We start from the raw sequence: 19,615 nt of genomic DNA on the forward strand, positions 1-19,615 counted from the left end.
TAATGTTGGCTTGTGATACGCCCATTTTATCCGCCAATTGGCTTTGTGATAATTGTGCGGTTTGGCGTAACAAGGATAGCTCATAGGCTTGTTTAAGCGTTTTAGCTTTGGCATTGATTTGGTCTTGTTCGCCCTGTGGTAGGCGTGCCATGTATTCATCAAGAGTTGTTAATTTCATTGCTTAGGCTCTCCAAATGGTCTTTATAAATGCTTTCGGCTAAGGGTATCATCTTTTTGTAAAAGCGTTTATCCCCTGTCTTATCCCCTGCACATAGGATAATGGCTTGCCTTAGTGGGTCAAACACAAAAAACGCCCTTAGCGGTCTGCCGTCATGTTGTATGCGTAATTCTTTAAGGTTGTTTATCGTACTGCCTTTTATGGTGTCTGCGTATGGGCGTGCTAGGTTATACCCATATTCTTGTAAAAGTTTTAGACTAGCTAACACGCTTTGGCGTTCGTCATTATCCAAATCATTGAGCCAACACTCAAACACTTCACTAAATACAACCAAAAACATAAAAATAACCTTATCATGAATGAGATGGATTATAACATATAAGTAATATTCCAACAACCCGCCATAACCTTGCGTAAGGGTCAACTTAGGGCAATTCCCCCCAAATCTTACCCCAAAATGCAGGCGTGAATTGTTTCTAAAATTACATAAAATTACAAAATAATGTAACTGTCTTGTAAAATAAAAAAATAAAATCTTGTAAATGGTGTAAATGGTGTATAAACCGCATGGCGTAAGGCTTTGACAATTTTCAAAATGGTGTAAATTGCCAAAAAAATGGTGTAAACTACACCATTTTTAAAAAAATCCCAAAAAAACCAAAAAACCCATAATTTTATTATGGGTTTTTTATGTAAAGTTATGTTTCTATGTCTCATTATCCAAAAACGTCAAAATCTCATCTTTTACCGCATAAAATAGCTGTCTTTTGCCATTGATGAATTTTTGATATTTTTGGCGGTGGTTGGCTCGTGTGAGATTTACCTCGCTTAACATCTTAAAGGCGGTTTTGATTGGTAGTGGCTCACTCACTTCTGTCATACCGCTTTTTGTGAACAGATACAATTCATCATCAATATAGGCTAATAGATTGGCTTTGCCGTCCGTCCAATTATTCTCCATGTTAAACGCTTCGGTTTTTAGGTTAACCATTCGCCCATATTGGTGGCGTTCGATGGCGTTTGTGATACGCTCTATTAGGGCGGTTAGCTCTAAATCCCCATGCTTGCCATAGGTGGCTAACCAATCATCAAAACAAGCCTTTACCGCTTGCATGGCTTGCCCTGCTCTCCACCCTGTAACCCCTGCTAGGGTAGCAAGCTCGCCAGCCCCCGTTGGGGCGTGTGAACAAATGAACAAGCAATAATAGCCCTATACGCGTTTGTGGGCTGTGTATGCCCTGTATGGCATTTATCAGGCGTGGTAATTGGTCTAAGCTTAGATGAGCCATAGGAGCAGGCGTGGGCGTATCTAGGCGTTTATCTAGCCCTGATACTGGGTTGCTTTCAATCATGGCTAGATTTTCATTAATGGCAAAGATATAAAGGCGGTTGATGAGTTGCCATGCCCTGTAAGCTTCTTTGGCGGTGGATTTTTTGGTTTGGTGGTGGGTGTGTTCTGCGATTTTTCGAAAAGTGGCAAGCCATTTTTGACGGTCAATGTCTTTTAAGGGTTCTTTACCCAGTGTAGGCAAGATGTGTTTCATGGTGGATTGGTGGCGTGCTTTGGTGCTGTCTGATAGTTTTTTATTTTGTGGCTCATTTAGCCATATCCGCCAAATATCTGCTAGGCTGTCTTTTTTGGCGGTGGTGGGTGCAATTAGCTCGCCTGCACCTAATGCCAGTTCTCTGTATTTTTCTTGTACCATCAGGCGTGCCATAGCTCCTGTTACGGCTGGGTAACCGCCTAAGCCATGCCAACGCCATTTACCGTTACCGTCTTTGTAACGCATTTTCCACGATTTCGCCCCTGTGGGTTTGACAAATAAATACAGTCCTTTGCTGTCTTTTACGCTGTATTCTTGTATCTCTGCTTTAAGGCTGGCTATCGCTGTATCTGTTAGGGTTTTACCCTTTTTAAGTTGCGTTCTTTTCATCAAAATTTACCCTAATTTTTACCAAAAATCCCCCCATTTGCTCCGTAAACTTAACAGAGATACAAATAGAGATACAAAAATTAGAGTAATATACCTTGTGATGTTTTGCAATGTATTGGCATCAAAAAACCATAACTAATTGATTTTGTTATGGTTTGATTTTGATGTTTTGTGATGTATGGTAATGTTTGGGGTAGGTGTTACGGGTCGTGGGTATCGGTAAACATGGTATTTGTACTTTAAGATAAATAATGAGCATTTATTATATCATATCATCAAAAACAATATGATATAATAGCCAAAAATACTAAAAGGATTTTTATGTTAAATCCCCTATTAAATGATTTTTTGTTGGCATGTATTAATTTTTTAACATCAGGCATGACCGCCATTTCAGGTGTAGGTGGCGGCATTATTTTGATTGGGCTTATGCCAATGTTTGTCAGTGCTAATATCATCATTCCTGTGCATGGAGCAAGCCAGCTGGCGAGCAATGCCAGTCGTGTGTGGTTTGGTCGAAAGGATTTGGATTTAACATACCTAAAACAGTTTTTAATTGGGGCGATATTGGGGGCGGTTATTTTTGGCATTGCCATTCGTTTTGTTTCATTGGAGCTTATTCCTTTGTTTATTGGTATTTATATTTTACTCATGCAATGGTCAAAAACCTTTGATAGATTATTAAAAAAAGCCAATAATTTCTACGTCATTGCTTTTATTCAGATGGGAACGGCATTATTTGTTGGCATATCAGGACCCATGCAAATTGCTTTGTTAAATAAAAAGTACGATGATAATAATGTTGTCGTAACCACTGGCGCGTTAATGGCAAGTATCATTCATGTGGTAAAAATCATCATTTATGGTTTAATGGGATTTTCGTTTGTAGAGAATTGGCGGATTATTGCCATGATGATTATTTTTGCAACACTCGGGTCATGGGCGGGAACTAAAATGCGTGGCGTCATTCCTGTAAAATGGCTAAAAGCAATATTGCCTTGGAGTTTAAGCATTATTGCCATTAAAATTATTTTTGATGCCACACAAAACATCATATGACAAAACCCCATTTTCGTCATGATTTTGTCAGTCCATGCCAAAAAAAATAAAAATCCGCTCATATGCAATGAACGGATTTTTTAGTAGCTTATTTATTTGGCACAGTTAGCTTTTGACCTTTTTTCAATGCCGATTTAGCATCGATATTGTTCATCTTGGCAAGCTCCGCCACACTAATGCCATGCTTTTTGGCAACAGCTGTTAAAGTATCGCCCGACTTAACAGTATAGGTACTGGTCAGTTTGGGCACTTTAATGGCTTGACCGCGTTGGAGTTGAGCGTTGGCAGATAGCTGATTAGTCGCCGCCAAATCACGAGCTGATACGCCGTATTTACTTGCTAAGGAATTTAGGCTCTCGCCCGCCTTCACTGTATAATCTTCGGTAGACTTAATCACACTACCACGTGCGACATCATTGGTCTTGCTAGATTTGGTATCAGCCTGCTTGGTAGCTTTGACAGTGCCAGCGGCAGGGATTGTGATGGTTTTACCACGAATCAGTCCTGCATTTTTAGATAGATTATTGGCAGCAGCCAGCTCATCAATGCTAATGCCATATTTATTTGCAACACTACTTAGGCTGTCGCCTGATTGCACGGTGTATTTGACGGATTGATTATTTAGTTTTCTATCCACTTGTGTACTACTTGCTGGCACTTTAATGGTCTGACCTGCCACCAATGGCGAGTTAGCATTAAAATTATTTAAGGCAGCAATCTCTGCATTAGTAACGCCCAACTTCTTGGCGACCGCAGTCAAAGTATCGCCCGATTGCACCTTATAGGTAGCAACTTTATCGGTACTGATGGACTTAGCTGGTGTGCCAGTCTTGGTGGTCTTGGCTGGCGTACCCATGACTTTTAGTTTTTGATTAATCAAAATACCATCAGTAACCGATAAGCCGTTTAGCGCCGCCAAATCCTGCAAACTCATGCCATACTTATTTGCCACAGAGGTTAGGCTCTCCCCTGACTGTACAACGTGTACGCCTGTATTAGTGGTGGACTTGGTGGTGTCTTTACTTACTGTGCTTACTTTACCAGGGACTAGCCATAGGCGCTGTCCTGTCTTGACCTGCGTGTTGGCAGGTATACCATTATAGCTGGCAAGCTGACTGACACTCAGCCCATGAGCAGCTGCAATACCTGTCAAAGTATCGCCTGCCACCACTTTATAACGCTCTGGATTGGAAGTATTGGTATTTGATTTGCTGGTTTGGGCTGGCGTGATGGCGGTCGTGGGTGTGCCTGCACCTGTTGGGGCATTATAGCTAAGGCTTTTGGTCTCGCCACGTGCTTCAAGTACTGACTGCTGTGTCTGCACTGCGTTTAGCTCAATATTACCATCTTTGGCAATGGGCGAAACCTCGTCTACACTATTTGCCTGAATCTGTGCTGCGATAAAATCACGCTCTTCTTGGGTTAGTGGCGGTTCTTGAATGATGCTGTTATTTGCTGTGATGCCTGCTCCTGTACTAGGCAATGCATTAGCAGAAGCCAACTCCGCCTTTGAAGTAGGATTTTGCACGCCTGTTATTGGTGGTACATAGCTATTTGCCACATAAGACGAAGCACCATAACCTAGACCTTGTAGGGCTTTTAATTTACTGTCAGTACTCACTGGTACGCTATTTGGGATAATTACCCTACCTGGACCATTGGCATCCACACTAAAATTAATCAGTGCTGGATTAAGCAAACGAAGCTCATCCACAGGCACGCCTGTTAGGTTTGAGACTTCATAAAGCGTTACACCAAAGTTGGCAGGTACCGCCCTAAAATGGCTGTGATTAGCAATCGCTGGAATATAAACACCATAAGATTGAGGGTTTTTGATGATTTGTGCTACCGCCATAAAGCGAGGTACGTAGTTCATGGTCTCCGTCGGCAAACGAAGCGACCAATAATCTGTGGGCAAGCCTGCTCGTCTGTTGGCATCGATGGCTTTTTGAACTCGTCCTGGACCTGCATTATACGCCGCCAATGCAAGCTCCCATGAGCCAAATTGATTATACAGACTGGTCAAAAAATCATACGCCGCTCGTGTGGACTCAATAATATCTCGGCGACCATCATAAGTGGCACTTTGGTTTAGACCATAGATACGTCCTGTGCTAGGAATAAACTGCCAAAGCCCTGCCGCTGCTGCATTAGAAGTTGCTGATGGGTCGTATGAGCTTTCGATGATGGGCAGTAGTGCAAGCTCGGTCGGAATCCCTCGACGCTCTGCTTCGGTAACGGTGTGGTGCAAATAACGAGAAGTACGAGCTGTCAGGCGGTTGATGTAATCTTGACGACTATAAAACCATGACTTTTGGGCTTCGATGCGACTATTGCTAATTTCGCCCATGCGATAACCATTACGCACTCTATCCCACAAGTCCCCATAACGCTGAACCGTTAGAGCATCGCCCTCCACCATCGTCATGTCGGTCGCTTGTAGCAAATCCTCTAATTCATCTAAGGTCGCTTGGTCAAGTACACCTGTATACGCATTCGTTGCTGATGTATCGGTCGTGGTATCCCTGACAATCGGTGCCACAGAACCCGTGTTGGTCGCTGTACTGGCGGTGTTATTATTGGTGCTAGCACAAGCAAATAACAATACCGATGATATGGCAATGGTTAGAGGTTTTAGCAAAAATGACATAAACAGTCCCATCAATCATTAAAATATTTCTATTATAATATATTGACGTGATTATATCAAAGCATAAATTATCATCAATGACAAAACATGCGTATCACACCTGCCAAGCTACGCCACCGTAACTTGCGATACAGCACGTAAGAGTAGCACTTTACCATCAACCTCTGACAGCGTTGCCTTAGAATGGGTAACTAGCGTGGTTTTACGCCCTGCCTTAACCCAGCTTTCGGTGGTGATGATGGTGGCTCTTGCTTGATTGCCAGTGATGATCACGTCATTGACGCTGATATGATAATGATAATCGCTTGTTCCAGCCCATGATTTTTGCAATAATTGCAAATAGCTATTTTTGTCAAGTGTGGCAGTATTGCCCTTGCGTGTCAGACTAATGACCGCATTGTCATCAATGAGCCTTGATACTTGTCCGATGTTTTGGGAATTTGCCGCCACGTTCATACTACTGGCAAAACTTTGCACTGATGTCTCGCTAATGGCATACGCTGGCGTAACCATCGCCACACTGGTTCCAAGCATTGTGGTGACACCAACCAATAGGTTGTGATTTAAGAATTTTGACATAATTAAGCTTTAAAAAGAAATCATACGCATAAGATAACAGCTTCGCCCTAACAAAACATGGCTATTTTGTAATATTTTGTTGCAATTTGCATGAAAAATATCAAATTCCCCATCAAATCATGTTAATATTTGTAAACCATCATCAATTACCTAAAAACAAGAGAAATCCATGAATCTTAACAATCCATCACTTTTTCGTCAGCACGCCCTCATTAATAACGCATGGCAATCCGCCAAATCCACCCAAGCCATCGAAGTAACCAACCCCTTTGATGACCAAAAAATCGGTACTGTGCCTGATTTATCCGCCGATGAGGTCTTTCATGCCATCGAATCTGCCATCAAGGCTCAATCCGCTTGGGCAAAGCTGACCGCCCATGACCGTGCCACCATCTTGCACCGCTGGGCGGATTTGATTGACCAAAATATTGAGGATTTATCCATCATCATGACTACCGAGCAGGGCAAGCCACTTAGCGAAGCCAGAGGCGAGATTCTCTACGCCAACAGCTTTATCCGATGGTTTGCCGATGAAGCTAAGCGAATCTATGGCGATGTCATTCCCAGCACCCACCCAAATCTACGTTACGTTGTCCTAAAACAGCCCATTGGTGTTTGTGCTGCCATCACCCCTTGGAATTTCCCATCAGCGATGATTACCCGAAAAGTCGCCCCCGCCCTAGCCTCAGGCTGCACCATGATTGTCAAGCCCGACACCCAAACGCCATTTTCGGCATTGGCGCTAGGATATCTTGCCATCGAAGCAGGCATGCCAGCAGGGGTACTACAAATCATCACAGGGCAAGCAGAGACGATAGGGGCGGTGCTTACCCAAGATGACCGCATTAAAAAACTCTCCTTTACAGGCTCAACACGTGTCGGCAAACTTCTCATGGAGCAATGTGCCAGCACCGTCAAAAAACTCTCACTAGAATTAGGTGGTAATGCCCCATTCATTGTATTTGAGGACGCTGATATTGATAAAGCGGTAGCAGGAGCGATATCATCTAAGTACCGAAATGCAGGGCAAACTTGCGTATGCGCCAACCGTTTTTATGTTCATCGCTCCGTCAAAGATGAATTTATCCAAAAATTGCAAACCCAAGTGAGTGCTTTGCGTGTCGGCAATGGCTTATCCAACGACACACAGATTGGTCCTCTTATCAACGACAACGCCAAACAAAAAATACAAACCCTACTTCAAGATGCCACAGACAAGGGAGCAACCATCATCACAGGTGGCACACCCCACCCTGATTATCCACGCTGTTTTTTACCCACCATCATCACGGACGTTACCGATGACATGCTCATCGCCCACGAAGAGATTTTTGGACCGATTGCACCAATTTTTATTTTTGATGATGAACAGCAGGTCATCGACCACGCCAATAACACCCCCTACGGACTAGCAGCGTATTTCTACACCCAAGACCAAGCTCGCTCATGGCGTGTCTGCGAGGCACTAGAATATGGTATGGTCGCCCAAAACACAGGACTGCTCTCCAATGAAGTCGCCCCTTTTGGCGGTGTCAAACAATCAGGTTTTGGGCGTGAAGGCTCAAAATACGGCATTGATGAATACATCGTTACAAAATACTGGTGCGTTAATATTAATTCATAAACCAGCCACAACCCAAGTCATGACGCTGTTATGACTTGGGCTTCGTTTACCAAAAAATTCATCATAAAATAGACCAAATCCCCCAAATCCGCTATAATGCACCAATGCTTTTTACAACATCATCATGTGATTTATGAATGACCGTTTTGACAATTTACCCATTTTATTTAATCGCCTAAACCTCCACGCCCTAGATGACACCAAAAAAATTCTCATTCATCAAATCGACGAGGCTCTCCCCCAGACCCAATGTGGGCTTTGCGGACATCAAGACGGCTGTTTGCCTTATGCATATAGCATTGCACATGGCGAAAATCACAATCTGTGCGTACCAGGTGGTCAAGCGGTAACGGACGACATTCATGCCATCTTGCACGCCCATTACGATGAACGCCCACACCTAACTGCCACGCCCAGCAAGTGGCAAACCAATCCTGCCACCAATCGCCCAACCCAAGTGCGTGCCATCATCGATGAGGATAATTGCATTGGGTGTACCAAATGTATCCCTGCCTGCCCTGTGGACGCCATCATCGGCACCGCCAAGCACATGCACACCATCATGATCGACCTATGCACAGGCTGTGAGCTGTGCCTACCGCCCTGCCCTGTGGACTGCATTCGCCTAGAAATTTACCCTCATACCCCCTCTGCCACCGAGCGACTGACAGAACAAAGCGGGCTACGTCATCGCTACCATCAGCACCTAAACCGTGTCGCCCAAAGCATTACTAACGGCACAAAGCCTGTGGTTAGCTCCATCGAATCCATCATGACTAACGCCATAACCACTAAAAACTCCCAGACAATCCACAAAGACCTCGCCAAAAACACCATTGAGCTTGCCAAAATCCGCACTCAAATCAAAAAACTCACCAAACAGCTTAGTATTAAAAGCGACCCTCTCAAACAAGAGGAGCTTGACAAATTAAACGAGAAATTAAGAGAATTAGAAAGTTAGTTCAGCGAGCCACGCCATGTCATTAGAACACATTCACATTGAAAAGTTTGCCAGTTTAAATGAATTAGACCCTGACACCCAAAAACACCTTGACCTCATCAGACGACTTGAAAAGTCAGGATTTATTTTTGCCACCGACCCCAAAGTCGCCACCGACCTCGCCAAATCAACAGACGGCACACCCACCGATAAACTCGTCCATCGTGCCACGCTCATGGATAATAATGGCGAACTTGCTACCGCCTTGCACAAAGGCGATTTTTTAATAAAAGGGGTGGGTCGCCTCTATGCAGGAGCCTCTTTCGTGTTGGGGTTTGTAGGGGTGTTTGGACTTCTAAATGCTCATGTTGTGAACTTTTTTTATGTACTGCTTGGATTGCTTGGCTGGCACACACTCACACTTGTGATGTGGTCTATCGGTCTAAAAAACCCCAACCGCTACTCGGGCATTTATGGCATACTCGCCAAACTTCGCCCCAAATCATTGCCAGAAGCCACCGCTTTTGATATTTATCTAGAGGAATTTCAAAAAAATACCATCTGGCAACTGGGTAAAATCATTCACAAAGCATGGCTCTTTGGCTTGTTAGGAAGCGTACTTGCCCTACTCATGCTGTTTTTATTTAAAAGTTATGCCTTTATCTGGGAATCCACACTGTTATCTCAGAGCCATTTTGTCATGATTTTAAAGGGCTTAGGCTTTGCACCAAGTCTGCTCGGTTTTGAGATGCCCAGCCAAATCAACCTTTCTCGTGGAGACATCCCCCCTGCTCGCCTTGCCACGCTCATGATGTTGTCGGTCATCATCTATGGTATGTTGCCTCGCTTATGTGCTTATGTGTTGTGTTATTTTAATGCTCGTGAACGCTTTACCCTCGATGGCAATTTATATTATTATGAAAACCTGCTTCGCACCCTAAATCAAACCATCGTTGATAAGGACGATTTTACACCCTACACCCCCAAAACCACCCAAATCACCCCCAACACACACAGTGCCAAAATCATCGCCACCTTAGAACGACCTGCCACAGACAGCACTTGGCACGGACAAAGCAAGCCAGTGAAAGATTTGGGGATTGTGGACAGTAAAGAAGAAATTATTCATCTGATAAAGGTTGCCAATACCTTACACGCCCAAATTTTACTTGGGATTGACAGTCGCATTTTACCTGACAGGGGTGTTTTAAGAAAAATTGATGCAATTAATCAAAACAGCGAATATGGCGTTTTGGTTAGATTTTTACACGGTGGGACATATATTCAAGAGTGGCGAATGGCACTAAGTGAACGCAACATATTAGAATACTAGTTTTTAAGTAAAAATGGGGCGACTTCAAAAAGCCCCTTTTTTTCGTGTTCTTTAAAGGGTAATCTTTTCGCCACGATTTGCCAATCGTTTTCATAAAACGCCAGAATATCCAAATCCATAGGAACTTGTATGGACACTTGCATTTTATCATCGGTACGTCCGCATTTTTTTTCAATATTTTTTAAAATTCCATTGAATTTATCATAATCTAGCGGTTGAAATAATGTCAAAAAAACCACCGCATTATGATAAATGCGGTCGGTTTTGCCCGTAAAATCTTTGCCGATTATCGTGGACGACATAAGCACATCACCCAATGTATGTAATTCTTGGGCGGCAATCTCAAAAGCAATCTGACTATTACAATTACTTCCCAAAGCAATGATGTATTTTTTTATCATGATTTGTAGCGAGTGATTTTGACACCCACGCTGTCGGCTTGCTTGATGGCATTGGGCTTATGAATGGTAAGGGTAACACTTTGGCAAGGATAATTTGCCAAAAGATAAGTACAAATCTCATGAGCAAGTTTTTCTAATAACTTTGCCTTAATCTCATGACAAAGACGCTCAATATCCTCACACACCGTTTTATAATTAATCGCATGTGCCACATCATCGCTTTGACTTGCCATGCTCATGTCGCAAGTCATTTCACAATCAATGATTAAAGATTGTTTAATCGCACGTTCCCAATCATAAATGCCGATGAGCGTGTTAATTTTTAAACCTTGAATAAAAACAATGTCATTCATGATTATTTCCTATTTTTTAAAATATCAATGCTAAATACCAAAAGCCCAAGCCAAATCAGCCCAAACACAAACAATCTTTTAATGTCAAGCGGTTCATGATAATAAAACACCGCAATCACAAATACCGATGTCGGTGTAATATATTGCATAAAACTTAGGGTATTAAAATTCACAAGTTTGGTGGATTGATTATATAATAATAACGGAATTAAAGTAATAGGGCCTGCGAGCATTAATAGCCAAATATCATGGGATACCCAAAATGATGGTTCACTGCTTGGCACATCATGAGTCATAAACCATACCACACAAAATGGCACCAGCATGGCAGTTTCCAAAAATAATGCCGAAATACTGTCAAGTGGCGTGCGTTTTTGCATCAGCCCATAAAATGCAAAGCTTAGTGCCAATAATAAAGACACAATGGGTAAAAATCCAAGCATTACCACTTGAATAAATACCGCAATAAATGCCAAAGCAATCGCCAAGAATTGCAAGGGTCTTAATCGCTCTTTTAAAATAAAAAACGATAATGCCACCCCCATTAAAGGGCTGATAAAATAACCCAAACTGGCATCAATAATCCTATCATGACCCACCGCCCATACATAAGTCAGCCAATTGGTTGCAATCAATAACCCAGAGACAAAAGTCCAAATGATGATTTTGGGATTTTGTTTGATGAGCGTGATGGCTTGCCAATGTTTTTTAAGAATTAAAAATAACCATAAAATCACGCAAGTCCACACCAAACGATGACCGATGACTTCGACAGCATGATAATGACTTAACTCTTTAAAATAAAAAGGAAATAAACTCCAAATAAAATAGGCGGTTAATCCTAAAAGTATGCCTTTTTGTTGGTTGGTTTGCATTTTATTTTTATTTAGATGGATTAAAATAAGGGGATTTTTATCGTTTCAACACAAAAGTCATCATTAAATAATGATTAGAGTTTTGGAAAATCAAAGCTAAAATGGTGCGTGATACGCACCTTACAACCCAATTACAAAACCACTAATTATTTTGGCGAAACGCCACCACCAGAAATGGTTCTAATACTTCTTTTTTGACGGCGTTTACTGCCCCTAGAAAATTTTTTTAACTCTTGCTCAGTTGGTTTGCGACATAAACTTTCGTGTTTGGTATTAAAATGATGAATTAACACTTTTTCAAGCGTATTCATCATTATATCATTCTCATGAATTTTAAGTGAGCGGTCACAAATTGGACAATAATGATAAATTTTATCATCCATTATTCATTCCAAAACTGTCAGCCCAAGTCCTGCTTCTTTTACCAATTTAGCAAAATTCGGGAAACTTGTCGCCACCGTCTCTGTGCCATTGATGATAATTTCATCTTTTGCTCGTAGGCTTGCCACCGCAAAGCTCATCGCAATTCTATGGTCGTGATGAGATTCAATCGTCCCACCGCCAAACACAAACTCGCTCTCGCCACGCCCGATAATTTCAATGCCGTCATCAAGCACCGTGCAATCAATGCCAAGCGTTGTCAGACCGTCCGCCATTACTTGAATGCGGTCGGATTCCTTGACACGAAGCTCCTCCGCCCCACGCAGTACCGTTTTGCCTGTGGCACACGCCGCCGCCACAAAAATCACAGGAAATTCATCAATCGCCAGCGGTACAAGGTTGAGCGGAATTTCAATGCCGTGCAGTTTGCTTGATTTGACACAAATATCCGCCACAGGCTCACCACCAACAAGGGTTTGATTTTGCAAAGTAATATCCGCCCCCATCAAGCGTAAAATATCAATGACCCCTGTTCTGGTAGGGTTAATGCCCACCTTAGGTAGCACCACATCGCCACGCCCTGCTATCAGACCTGCCACCATAAAAAACGCACTGCTTGAAATATCGGCAGGCACTTCAATATCACAGGCGGTTAATTGCCCACCACCCTTAACACGGATTTCGTTGCCGTGCCCCATAGGCGTAACCTTGACCTCATAACCAAAGGCGGTCAGCATTCGCTCGGTGTGGTCTCGTGTAATCTCAGGCTCTACCACCACCGTCTCGCCATCTGCCCATAGACCTGCCAAAAGCAGGCACGATTTGACTTGGGCGGACGCCATCGGCATTTCATAACGGATAGCACTTAGACTCTTACCACCTGTAATTGTCATCGGTGGTGTGCCACGCTCGCCTGTGGTTGCCACGACTGCCCCCATCTGACGCAGGGGCTTTGCCACTCGCTCCATTGGGCGTTTTGATAGGCTAGTATCCCCTATCATCGTGCTGTCAAAGCTCTGAGCGGACAAAATCCCCGCCAGTAGCCTCATACTCGTGCCAGAGTTGCCCATATCAAGGGGTTTGGCAGGGGCTTTTAGTCCGTGCATTCCCACGCCATAAATTGTTACCTTATCGCCATCTCGGTCGATCTGTACACCCATATCACGAAAGGCTTGTAGGGTTGAGAGTGCGTCCTCGCCTTCTAAAAAGTTGCTAACTTTTGTTACGCCATTTGCCAAAGAACCAAACATAATGGAGCGGTGCGAAATGGATTTGTCAGGGGCGACAGCGTGTGTGCCTGTAAATGTTGTGCTGGGGGTGAGTTTGTATTTCATAGGGTTTTTCCTAAATAAGGGTGTTAATTTGTTGGGGGTAAGGTGTTTGCTTTTAAATAAAAAGTACACATCATTAAATATCAAACTTTATCCAAAAGTTTTCTTAATAATTCAATTTCCTTATCTTTTTGAGCAAGCAATTCATCTTTATGACAAAGGGATAATTGCAATTTTTCAATCTCAGCAATTAAATTTTGATTGCTATTATAGTTAATGGTATTGCTATTATTGTCAATAATTTGACAAATAAAATTTTTATTATCCAATAATTCAGCAACCTCCACACCAAATAAAGTCGCAATGTCATTTAATCGCTCTAAGTTTGGCATACTCTCGCCCCTTTCTATTTTGGCATAGCCATTTCTAGTAATGCCTAATTTTTCCGCTACTTGCTCTTGTGTCCAGTTGTTTTGCTCTCGTAGTTCACGAATTGTCTCAACATTTATCATAAAAATACCCATATTTTTTTCAAAAAGCCTACTGCCAGTTGTCAAATGACAAGTGTGGGTTGGTTTAAAAATAAAATAAATTATTGTAACATATAATGGTTGAAATTCAAAATTTTTTGGGAGTTTTTTGTGGAAGTTCTTATATTTTTTGGCGGTCTTGCAGGCGTTGTTATTTTGTTTTATTTATTCTCTCAAAACAACCAAGATAGCCAAGCCCCAAAATCAAGCCACACCAACAATTACAATAGAGAAATCGCATTGGGATTAGAGTACTTATCCAAAAGTTACCAAGAAACAATGGATATTATAAATAGCGATGGATTTTTCTCATTAAATCAAGATAAAAACGCTTGGAGTTATGCGTTTGAATTGGAAATTGCTTATTTTCAGCTAATTATTTTCACACATTGTATTACACTATACGAAATGCATTCTACCGATATGATGCGTTATGCCATAGCAAGCAATCCTAGCGGAGATAAGAATAGAGACAATCAAGTTTTGAACAATATTGCACAATCCGATGAAGCTATACAAATAGAAAATTTAAGAGAAAAAAGACGAAATATTGCCAAAGGTATTGAAAACAAGTGGATTGAGTTAATTTTAAAAATTTATGGATTAAACCATAATGAAGACAACATTTCTAGTGTAAAAAAATTTTTACAAGAAAGACATCAATTTTATATAGACATACTGGAACAACAAAGATACAAAAAGAAAGCAGTTTATAATGGCGATTTTTATATTCAATTCTTAGGCTTTTGTGAAAAGCATTATGAATTTCGTAGCGAGCGTGGTTTTGAACAAAATTACATACCTATTTTTCTGCAAATGTATCAGAATTTCCTAGAACAGGCTTCTAGGGAAAAATTGGGTGTAGAATTCATATACACCGAAAACAATGCAGACCCATACCTAAAAATGAGAGCTGGTAGCCTTAAAAATGAAATACTTGCCCCTTGGAATTCTGCTGTCAAATATAGACAAATGATTGGTGATAATTTATTACCAAGTAGTTATTATGAACTTATCAATGTCAAACAATCGTAAAAAATTTCCAATTTGGATACCTATTGTATCCTTAGTGTTGGCAATTACTCTAAATCCAAACGCAGTCCAAATGCTCAATCGTGGAATGGTTTCGTCTGGAATGGTAGATATTTTTGGAGCATTTTTATTGTATTGCTTTATTTTGTATATTGGCAATGCTATTTTTAATTCAACCAAAAAGTGAGTTTATTTATGGATATTATGACAATCATCAAACTTATTGTGATATTTATTTTTGCCAGTATTGGTGCAAATTATATAAAAAATAAGTTTAAAAAATAATTTTGTTTTGTTTGTTACGCACCATTTTTTATATTTGGTGCGTAATATGCACCTTACGCACCGTTATTGCACACCACTTTACAAATTCTTTAACCTCTCTTTCTCCACCAATAACCGCCCAAAATATTCTCTGGCATTTTTGGCAATGGCAAAAGTTTCTAAGAGCTTATCTGAATTGTCATTTTCAATATCAGATTTTAATTCGTCCAATATCTTTTGATACTCGTCTAACCCTTTTAATACCGCCTGTTTATTTGCCAAAAAAATGTCGTGCCACATAATCGGGCTACTTGCCGAAATACGGCTAAAATCCCGAAATCCGCCACCTGCATAGCGAAATATGTTTAAACTCTCTTCATCTTTGGCAAGCTGATAAGTCAAAGCATAGGACAATAAATGAGGCAAATGACTGGTTAATGCCAAAACTTCATCGTGTTTATCATAGCTCATAAAATCCACACTCGCCCCAAGCGATTGCCAAAGGGTAGCGATTTTATCCACCGCTTGTTTGTCATTAAAATCGTGTGGACAAATGATGAGTTTATGGGCTTTAAACAGATTGCCATTTCTTGCCAAAAAGCCTGATTTTTCTGCTCCTGCAATCGGGTGAGCCAAAACCAAATTGGGCGGTAATTCGCCAAAAATATCGTGGGCGTCCTTTAAAATATTGCCTTTGGTGCTGGCGGTATCGCTGATGATGATATCGCTTGGTAATAATTTATGGCTAATGGCGGTTTTAATTTGTTCCAAAATCGCTTTAACTGCAAAAGCAGGTACAGCAATGATGATACATTCACAATCTTTTAATACACCCGTCTTTGCCAAAGTGAGTAAATCATCATCGCCACCTTGAATTAATTTCTCACTAATGGCATTATCAATAACCGATTTATCAAAATCCACCGCATATAAGTACTTAGCAAGGCGATTGTTAAAAATGCCTTGTAAAACACTACCGCCAATTAAGCCTAAGCCGATGATTAAGGTTTTGTTGAATAAATTTTGCATAGTTGCCATTCATTAAAAAGACGAATTAGGCTCATTTAAAAATGCCAATTCTTCATCGCTTGACATTCGTCCCAAAATTGTATTGCGGTGTGGATAACGCCCAAATCTATCAATAATCACTTTATGTTTTAATTCAAAATCCAAAGTATTTTTATCAGCGTACTTTTCAAATAGTGGCACAGCTTTTTTATGAATGACTTTTGATTCTGAATGCATAAACGGCATTAAGGCAAAATTACGCTCGCTAATCGATAATTGGGCAAAATCTGGCTGTTTTACCAATTCTTGAGCCAATGCCACTGCCATAGCATCTTGGGCAAAGGCACTCGGCATATTACGATAAATGTTTCTTGAAAATTGATCAAGGACGATAATTTCCGCCAATCGCCCTTGCACGCTATTTCGCCAATCTTCACATTCGCCCAAACTTGCACTTTGCAAAATAACCAAAAACTTGTCTTTTAATAACGCATCAAAGCCATCACTTTTGGCAAACCAAAAAGGTTTGGCTGTATCGCTAAACCAAAAATCCAAAACAAGTTTTGCATCATCTTTTATCATCAAATCACCGCCGTTGGATATGACCCTAACACTCGCACGTCTTTGGCGATTTTGGCGATGTCGTCAATGGCATTTTTGACATTCTCATCATTGATGTGTCCTACCATATCAATAAAAAACACATATGCCCACTTGTTGGGACGCTCGGGGCGAGTCTCAATGCTGGTCATGGATACGCCATATTTTTTTAGTGGCTCTAAAATATCAATCAGCGCCCCCGCACGGTCGGGGCTGGACACCACAATGGAAGTTTTGTCATGACCGCTTGGAGCGACCGTCTCATGCCCAATGATGAGAAAACGAGTGGTGTTGTTGGGGTTATCCTCGATATTTTCGTGCAATTTGTGCAAACCATATTCCGCCGCTGCCACACCCCCTGCAATGGCTGCCGAATGCCATTCTTTTTTGATGCGTCTGGCAGCTTCGCCATTAGACGACACCGCCACTCGCTCCACCGTTGGATAATGACTGTCAAGCCATTGACGGCATTGGGCTAGGGTTTGTTGGTGGGCATAAATTTTTGAAATCAAATCTACTTTGGTATGTTCGTCCACCAAAAAATTATGATGAATGGGTAGCTCAACCTCGCCCACGATACGCAAACCAGAACCTAAAAATGCGTCTAGCGTGTGGTTAACGACACCTTCGGACGAATTTTCCACAGGAACAACGCCATACATCGCAGAGCCTGCTTCTACTTCCCGAAACACTTCGGTAATGGTCGCAAGCGGAATGGCGGTGGTCGCCTTACCAAAGTGCTTTAAGGCGGCGGCGTGGGTAAAAGTACCAATCGGCCCTAAAAAAGCAACCTTTTGTGGGGCTTCAAGCTCTAAGCAAACAGACATGATTTCACGGAATAGGCGTGCCATTTTTTCACCTGACAACGGTCCTGAATTACGCTCCATGACCGCTTTTAGGACTTGGGCTTCTCGCTCAGGGCGGTAAAAAATGGGGTGGCTCTCGTGATTTTTTTTGGCAATGGCAACTTCTTGGGCGATACTGGCTCGCTCATTAATCAAACGTTGAATTTGCTCATCAATGCTGTCAATCTTGCCACGCAAATCGTGAATTTTGCTGGTGTCCAAATTGGTTTGTTGCTCACTCATGATAACCCCTAACTTTTGGTTTTTAAAAATAAGACAATGATACATGAAATTTGGGGGTTAGGGCAAATCTTTTTTGGCAAATTTAAAAAATATCCGATGGATTTTGCAGTTTTAACACCACCACCCAATTTCTCTGACTAAGATGGCACAAATCTTCACGGTAAGGCGTACAACCGTCCGTGCGTTTTGGTAAAATCACCACTCCATCTTTGGCGTGCATTTTTCTTAGCATGACCGTGTGCAAAACGTTGCCCCCAACCAGCCAAATTTCATGCTCATCGACACGCACCACCACATCACAATGGGCAGGCAAGCCTTGGTTTTGGCTTCTAATATAATTGGTCAAATCATCATAATTTGTGATAGTATGGCTTTTTGTACCACGCAAATAACACAGCATGTCGCCAAGTGCCAAGGGCTCGCTCACAGGATAAGTGCGATAATCGCCTTGCCCCTGCCAAGAGTGGCGAATATAATCAAAATGGCGTGGCGATGTATAAAAATCCACGCCTGCTTGTTTCATGACATAAGAAATAAAAGCCGCCGACCACGCCACATCACTGGTAAAGGCTCGACAAATGTTGGCTTTTGAGTGTATGCTTGCATCTGATTTGTTGCATTCATGATAAGGCAATCTGACATCAAGCCCTGCCAATGCCCCACCATCACGCCAATACGCCACCACACGCTCCCACGCCAAAGAGCCATCTAAGAGCCGGGATTTTTCAGATTCGTAATGTTCGTATTGGGCGATGCGTCCGTCCGTCGTGATAAACGGTTCGCCCCATGCTTGATGTTCACGCAAAGCAATGGCGACAATGCGTTCGGCTTTGGTGGCATTGGGAGCAAAGGTGGGTGTGGGCGATTGCCAAAGCTCCCCAGACTGATAAAGCTTGCTGGTACACGCAGTCAAGCACACTACCATCATTAAAAATACAATTAATTTTAACATCTAACCGCACCATAATAACAATGTTGCCATCATACCCCAAATTTGCTAAACTTTCACAAAAAATTATACGGTAAACCCCATGATTAAAATCCTAGACATCGCCAATTTCAGTCCCAACGCAGATATTGTCATTTGGGACGTGCGAGATACAGACAGCTTTAAGGGCGGACACATCGCCCATGCCGCCAATGTTCCTCTTGATGCCATCACAGCCGAGCTTTTAAACCAAACCGTAGGCGACATTTATATCCTGTGTGGTGGCGGTACAAAAGCCATCAAAGCTTGTGAGTTTTTGGAAAAACTCAATCCAGATCGCACTTATGTTCATCTGACAGGTGGCACTCGTGGAGCAAAAGCTCTGGGGTGGACACTCATCACAGAAAATTAATTTTATAAAAATCAATTATTTATAAAAATTTTTATCTTTTTTTAAAATAAATAATTGACATACACTCAATTTACGCTATAATACGCACCACTAACAGCAACTAACCTTAGTTAGAAGTTAATCGGGGCGTAGCGCAGCTTGGTAGCGCATCTGCTTTGGGAGCAGAGGGTCGGGG

General features: G+C 41.9%; 20 protein-coding genes and 1 pseudogene. 6 read left to right on the plus strand and 15 right to left on the minus strand.

What is annotated here, in order from left to right:
* Nucleotides 1-158 precede the first annotated feature (158 nt).
* The 3 genes from Q4B79_RS08575 to Q4B79_RS08585 form a co-directional block, all read right to left on the minus strand.
* Nucleotides 159-518, minus strand: coding sequence for a type II toxin-antitoxin system RelE/ParE family toxin (locus Q4B79_RS08575; RefSeq protein WP_303086008.1), 360 nt, complete (start codon nucleotides 516-518; stop codon nucleotides 159-161).
* Between the two features lie 366 nt (nucleotides 519-884).
* Nucleotides 885-1,376 carry a hypothetical protein gene (locus Q4B79_RS08580; protein ID WP_303086009.1) on the minus strand — a complete coding sequence of 164 codons (492 nt, stop codon included), beginning with the start codon at nucleotides 1,374-1,376 and terminating at the stop codon, nucleotides 885-887.
* Nucleotides 1,267-2,112, minus strand: a complete 846-nt coding sequence (locus tag Q4B79_RS08585; RefSeq protein ID WP_303086010.1) for a DUF4102 domain-containing protein — start codon at nucleotides 2,110-2,112, stop codon at nucleotides 1,267-1,269. The genes Q4B79_RS08580 and Q4B79_RS08585 overlap by 110 nt, the downstream gene beginning before the upstream one ends.
* 321 nt (nucleotides 2,113-2,433) lie before the next feature.
* On the opposite strand from Q4B79_RS08585, the gene Q4B79_RS08590 reads away from it, so the two are divergent.
* A complete protein-coding gene (locus Q4B79_RS08590; protein WP_303086011.1) occupies nucleotides 2,434-3,171 on the plus strand; it encodes a sulfite exporter TauE/SafE family protein in 738 nt (245 codons plus the stop codon).
* A gap of 88 nt (nucleotides 3,172-3,259) precedes the next feature.
* Here Q4B79_RS08590 and Q4B79_RS08595 read toward each other — a convergent pair whose 3' ends face one another.
* Nucleotides 3,260-5,821, minus strand: coding sequence for a LysM peptidoglycan-binding domain-containing protein (locus Q4B79_RS08595; RefSeq protein ID WP_303086012.1), 2,562 nt, complete (start codon nucleotides 5,819-5,821; stop codon nucleotides 3,260-3,262).
* A gap of 108 nt (nucleotides 5,822-5,929) precedes the next feature.
* Entirely contained in the window at nucleotides 5,930-6,355 is a 426-nt protein-coding gene (locus tag Q4B79_RS08600; RefSeq protein ID WP_303086013.1) for a hypothetical protein, read from the minus strand.
* A gap of 214 nt (nucleotides 6,356-6,569) precedes the next feature.
* Here Q4B79_RS08600 and Q4B79_RS08605 point away from each other — a divergent pair, with 214 nt between their 5' ends.
* The 3 genes from Q4B79_RS08605 to Q4B79_RS08615 all read left to right on the plus strand — a co-directional run bounded on the left by Q4B79_RS08605 (nucleotide 6,570) and on the right by Q4B79_RS08615 (nucleotide 10,297).
* Nucleotides 6,570-8,024, plus strand: a complete 1,455-nt coding sequence (locus Q4B79_RS08605) for an NAD-dependent succinate-semialdehyde dehydrogenase (RefSeq protein ID WP_303086014.1) — start codon at nucleotides 6,570-6,572, stop codon at nucleotides 8,022-8,024.
* 133 nt (nucleotides 8,025-8,157) lie between these two features.
* The gene (locus Q4B79_RS08610; RefSeq protein WP_303086015.1) at nucleotides 8,158-8,985 is read left to right on the plus strand and encodes an RnfABCDGE type electron transport complex subunit B; all 828 of its coding nucleotides are present in this window, start codon (nucleotides 8,158-8,160) and stop codon (nucleotides 8,983-8,985) included.
* Between the two features lie 16 nt (nucleotides 8,986-9,001).
* Nucleotides 9,002-10,297, plus strand: coding sequence for a DUF2868 domain-containing protein (locus Q4B79_RS08615; RefSeq protein ID WP_303086016.1), 1,296 nt, complete (start codon nucleotides 9,002-9,004; stop codon nucleotides 10,295-10,297).
* On the opposite strand, the gene Q4B79_RS08620 is transcribed toward Q4B79_RS08615, so the two are convergent.
* From Q4B79_RS08620 to Q4B79_RS08645, 6 genes and pseudogenes are all read right to left on the minus strand, one after another.
* On the minus strand, nucleotides 10,294-10,698 hold the full coding sequence (locus Q4B79_RS08620; protein WP_303086017.1) for a 2-amino-4-hydroxy-6-hydroxymethyldihydropteridine diphosphokinase: 405 nt from the start codon (nucleotides 10,696-10,698) through the stop codon (nucleotides 10,294-10,296). The genes Q4B79_RS08615 and Q4B79_RS08620 overlap by 4 nt on opposite strands.
* Nucleotides 10,695-11,051 carry a dihydroneopterin aldolase gene (gene folB / locus Q4B79_RS08625; protein ID WP_303086018.1) on the minus strand — a complete coding sequence of 119 codons (357 nt, stop codon included), beginning with the start codon at nucleotides 11,049-11,051 and terminating at the stop codon, nucleotides 10,695-10,697. Before folB ends, Q4B79_RS08620 begins: the two co-directional genes overlap by 4 nt.
* Before the next feature lie 2 nt (nucleotides 11,052-11,053).
* The gene (gene rarD / locus Q4B79_RS08630; protein WP_303086019.1) at nucleotides 11,054-11,926 is read right to left on the minus strand and encodes an EamA family transporter RarD; all 873 of its coding nucleotides are present in this window, start codon (nucleotides 11,924-11,926) and stop codon (nucleotides 11,054-11,056) included.
* A 146-nt stretch (nucleotides 11,927-12,072) separates the two neighbouring features.
* Nucleotides 12,073-12,309 carry a hypothetical protein gene (locus Q4B79_RS08635; RefSeq protein ID WP_303086020.1) on the minus strand — a complete coding sequence of 79 codons (237 nt, stop codon included), beginning with the start codon at nucleotides 12,307-12,309 and terminating at the stop codon, nucleotides 12,073-12,075.
* Nucleotides 12,310-12,312: 3 nt separating this feature from the next.
* Nucleotides 12,313-13,614 (minus strand): annotated as a pseudogene (aroA, locus tag Q4B79_RS08640) (3-phosphoshikimate 1-carboxyvinyltransferase); the annotation flags it as partial.
* A 107-nt stretch (nucleotides 13,615-13,721) separates the two neighbouring features.
* Entirely contained in the window at nucleotides 13,722-14,090 is a 369-nt protein-coding gene (locus tag Q4B79_RS08645) for a helix-turn-helix domain-containing protein (protein ID WP_303086021.1), read from the minus strand.
* A gap of 129 nt (nucleotides 14,091-14,219) precedes the next feature.
* Between Q4B79_RS08645 and Q4B79_RS08650 the strand changes: the two genes are divergently transcribed.
* On the plus strand, nucleotides 14,220-15,143 hold the full coding sequence (locus tag Q4B79_RS08650) for a hypothetical protein (protein ID WP_303086022.1): 924 nt from the start codon (nucleotides 14,220-14,222) through the stop codon (nucleotides 15,141-15,143).
* Between the two features lie 360 nt (nucleotides 15,144-15,503).
* On the opposite strand, the gene Q4B79_RS08655 is transcribed toward Q4B79_RS08650, so the two are convergent.
* From Q4B79_RS08655 to Q4B79_RS08670, 4 genes are all read right to left on the minus strand, one after another.
* The gene (locus Q4B79_RS08655) at nucleotides 15,504-16,433 is read right to left on the minus strand and encodes a prephenate dehydrogenase/arogenate dehydrogenase family protein (RefSeq protein WP_303086023.1); all 930 of its coding nucleotides are present in this window, start codon (nucleotides 16,431-16,433) and stop codon (nucleotides 15,504-15,506) included.
* A gap of 12 nt (nucleotides 16,434-16,445) precedes the next feature.
* The gene (locus Q4B79_RS08660) at nucleotides 16,446-16,994 is read right to left on the minus strand and encodes a DUF924 family protein (protein ID WP_303086024.1); all 549 of its coding nucleotides are present in this window, start codon (nucleotides 16,992-16,994) and stop codon (nucleotides 16,446-16,448) included.
* Nucleotides 16,994-18,100: a prephenate dehydratase gene (gene pheA / locus Q4B79_RS08665; RefSeq protein WP_303086025.1), complete on the minus strand. Its 1,107-nt coding sequence runs from the start codon at nucleotides 18,098-18,100 to the stop codon at nucleotides 16,994-16,996. The genes Q4B79_RS08660 and pheA overlap by 1 nt, the downstream gene beginning before the upstream one ends.
* An 82-nt stretch (nucleotides 18,101-18,182) precedes the next feature.
* On the minus strand, nucleotides 18,183-19,052 hold the full coding sequence (locus Q4B79_RS08670) for a DUF2272 domain-containing protein (RefSeq protein ID WP_303086026.1): 870 nt from the start codon (nucleotides 19,050-19,052) through the stop codon (nucleotides 18,183-18,185).
* Nucleotides 19,053-19,131: 79 nt separating this feature from the next.
* Here Q4B79_RS08670 and Q4B79_RS08675 point away from each other — a divergent pair, with 79 nt between their 5' ends.
* Nucleotides 19,132-19,440, plus strand: coding sequence for a rhodanese-like domain-containing protein (locus Q4B79_RS08675; RefSeq protein ID WP_303086027.1), 309 nt, complete (start codon nucleotides 19,132-19,134; stop codon nucleotides 19,438-19,440).
* Nucleotides 19,441-19,615: the final 175 nt, after the last annotated feature.

The sequence above is a fragment of the Moraxella sp. genome (genome assembly GCF_030525845.1).
Lineage (GTDB): Bacteria > Pseudomonadota > Gammaproteobacteria > Pseudomonadales > Moraxellaceae > Moraxella.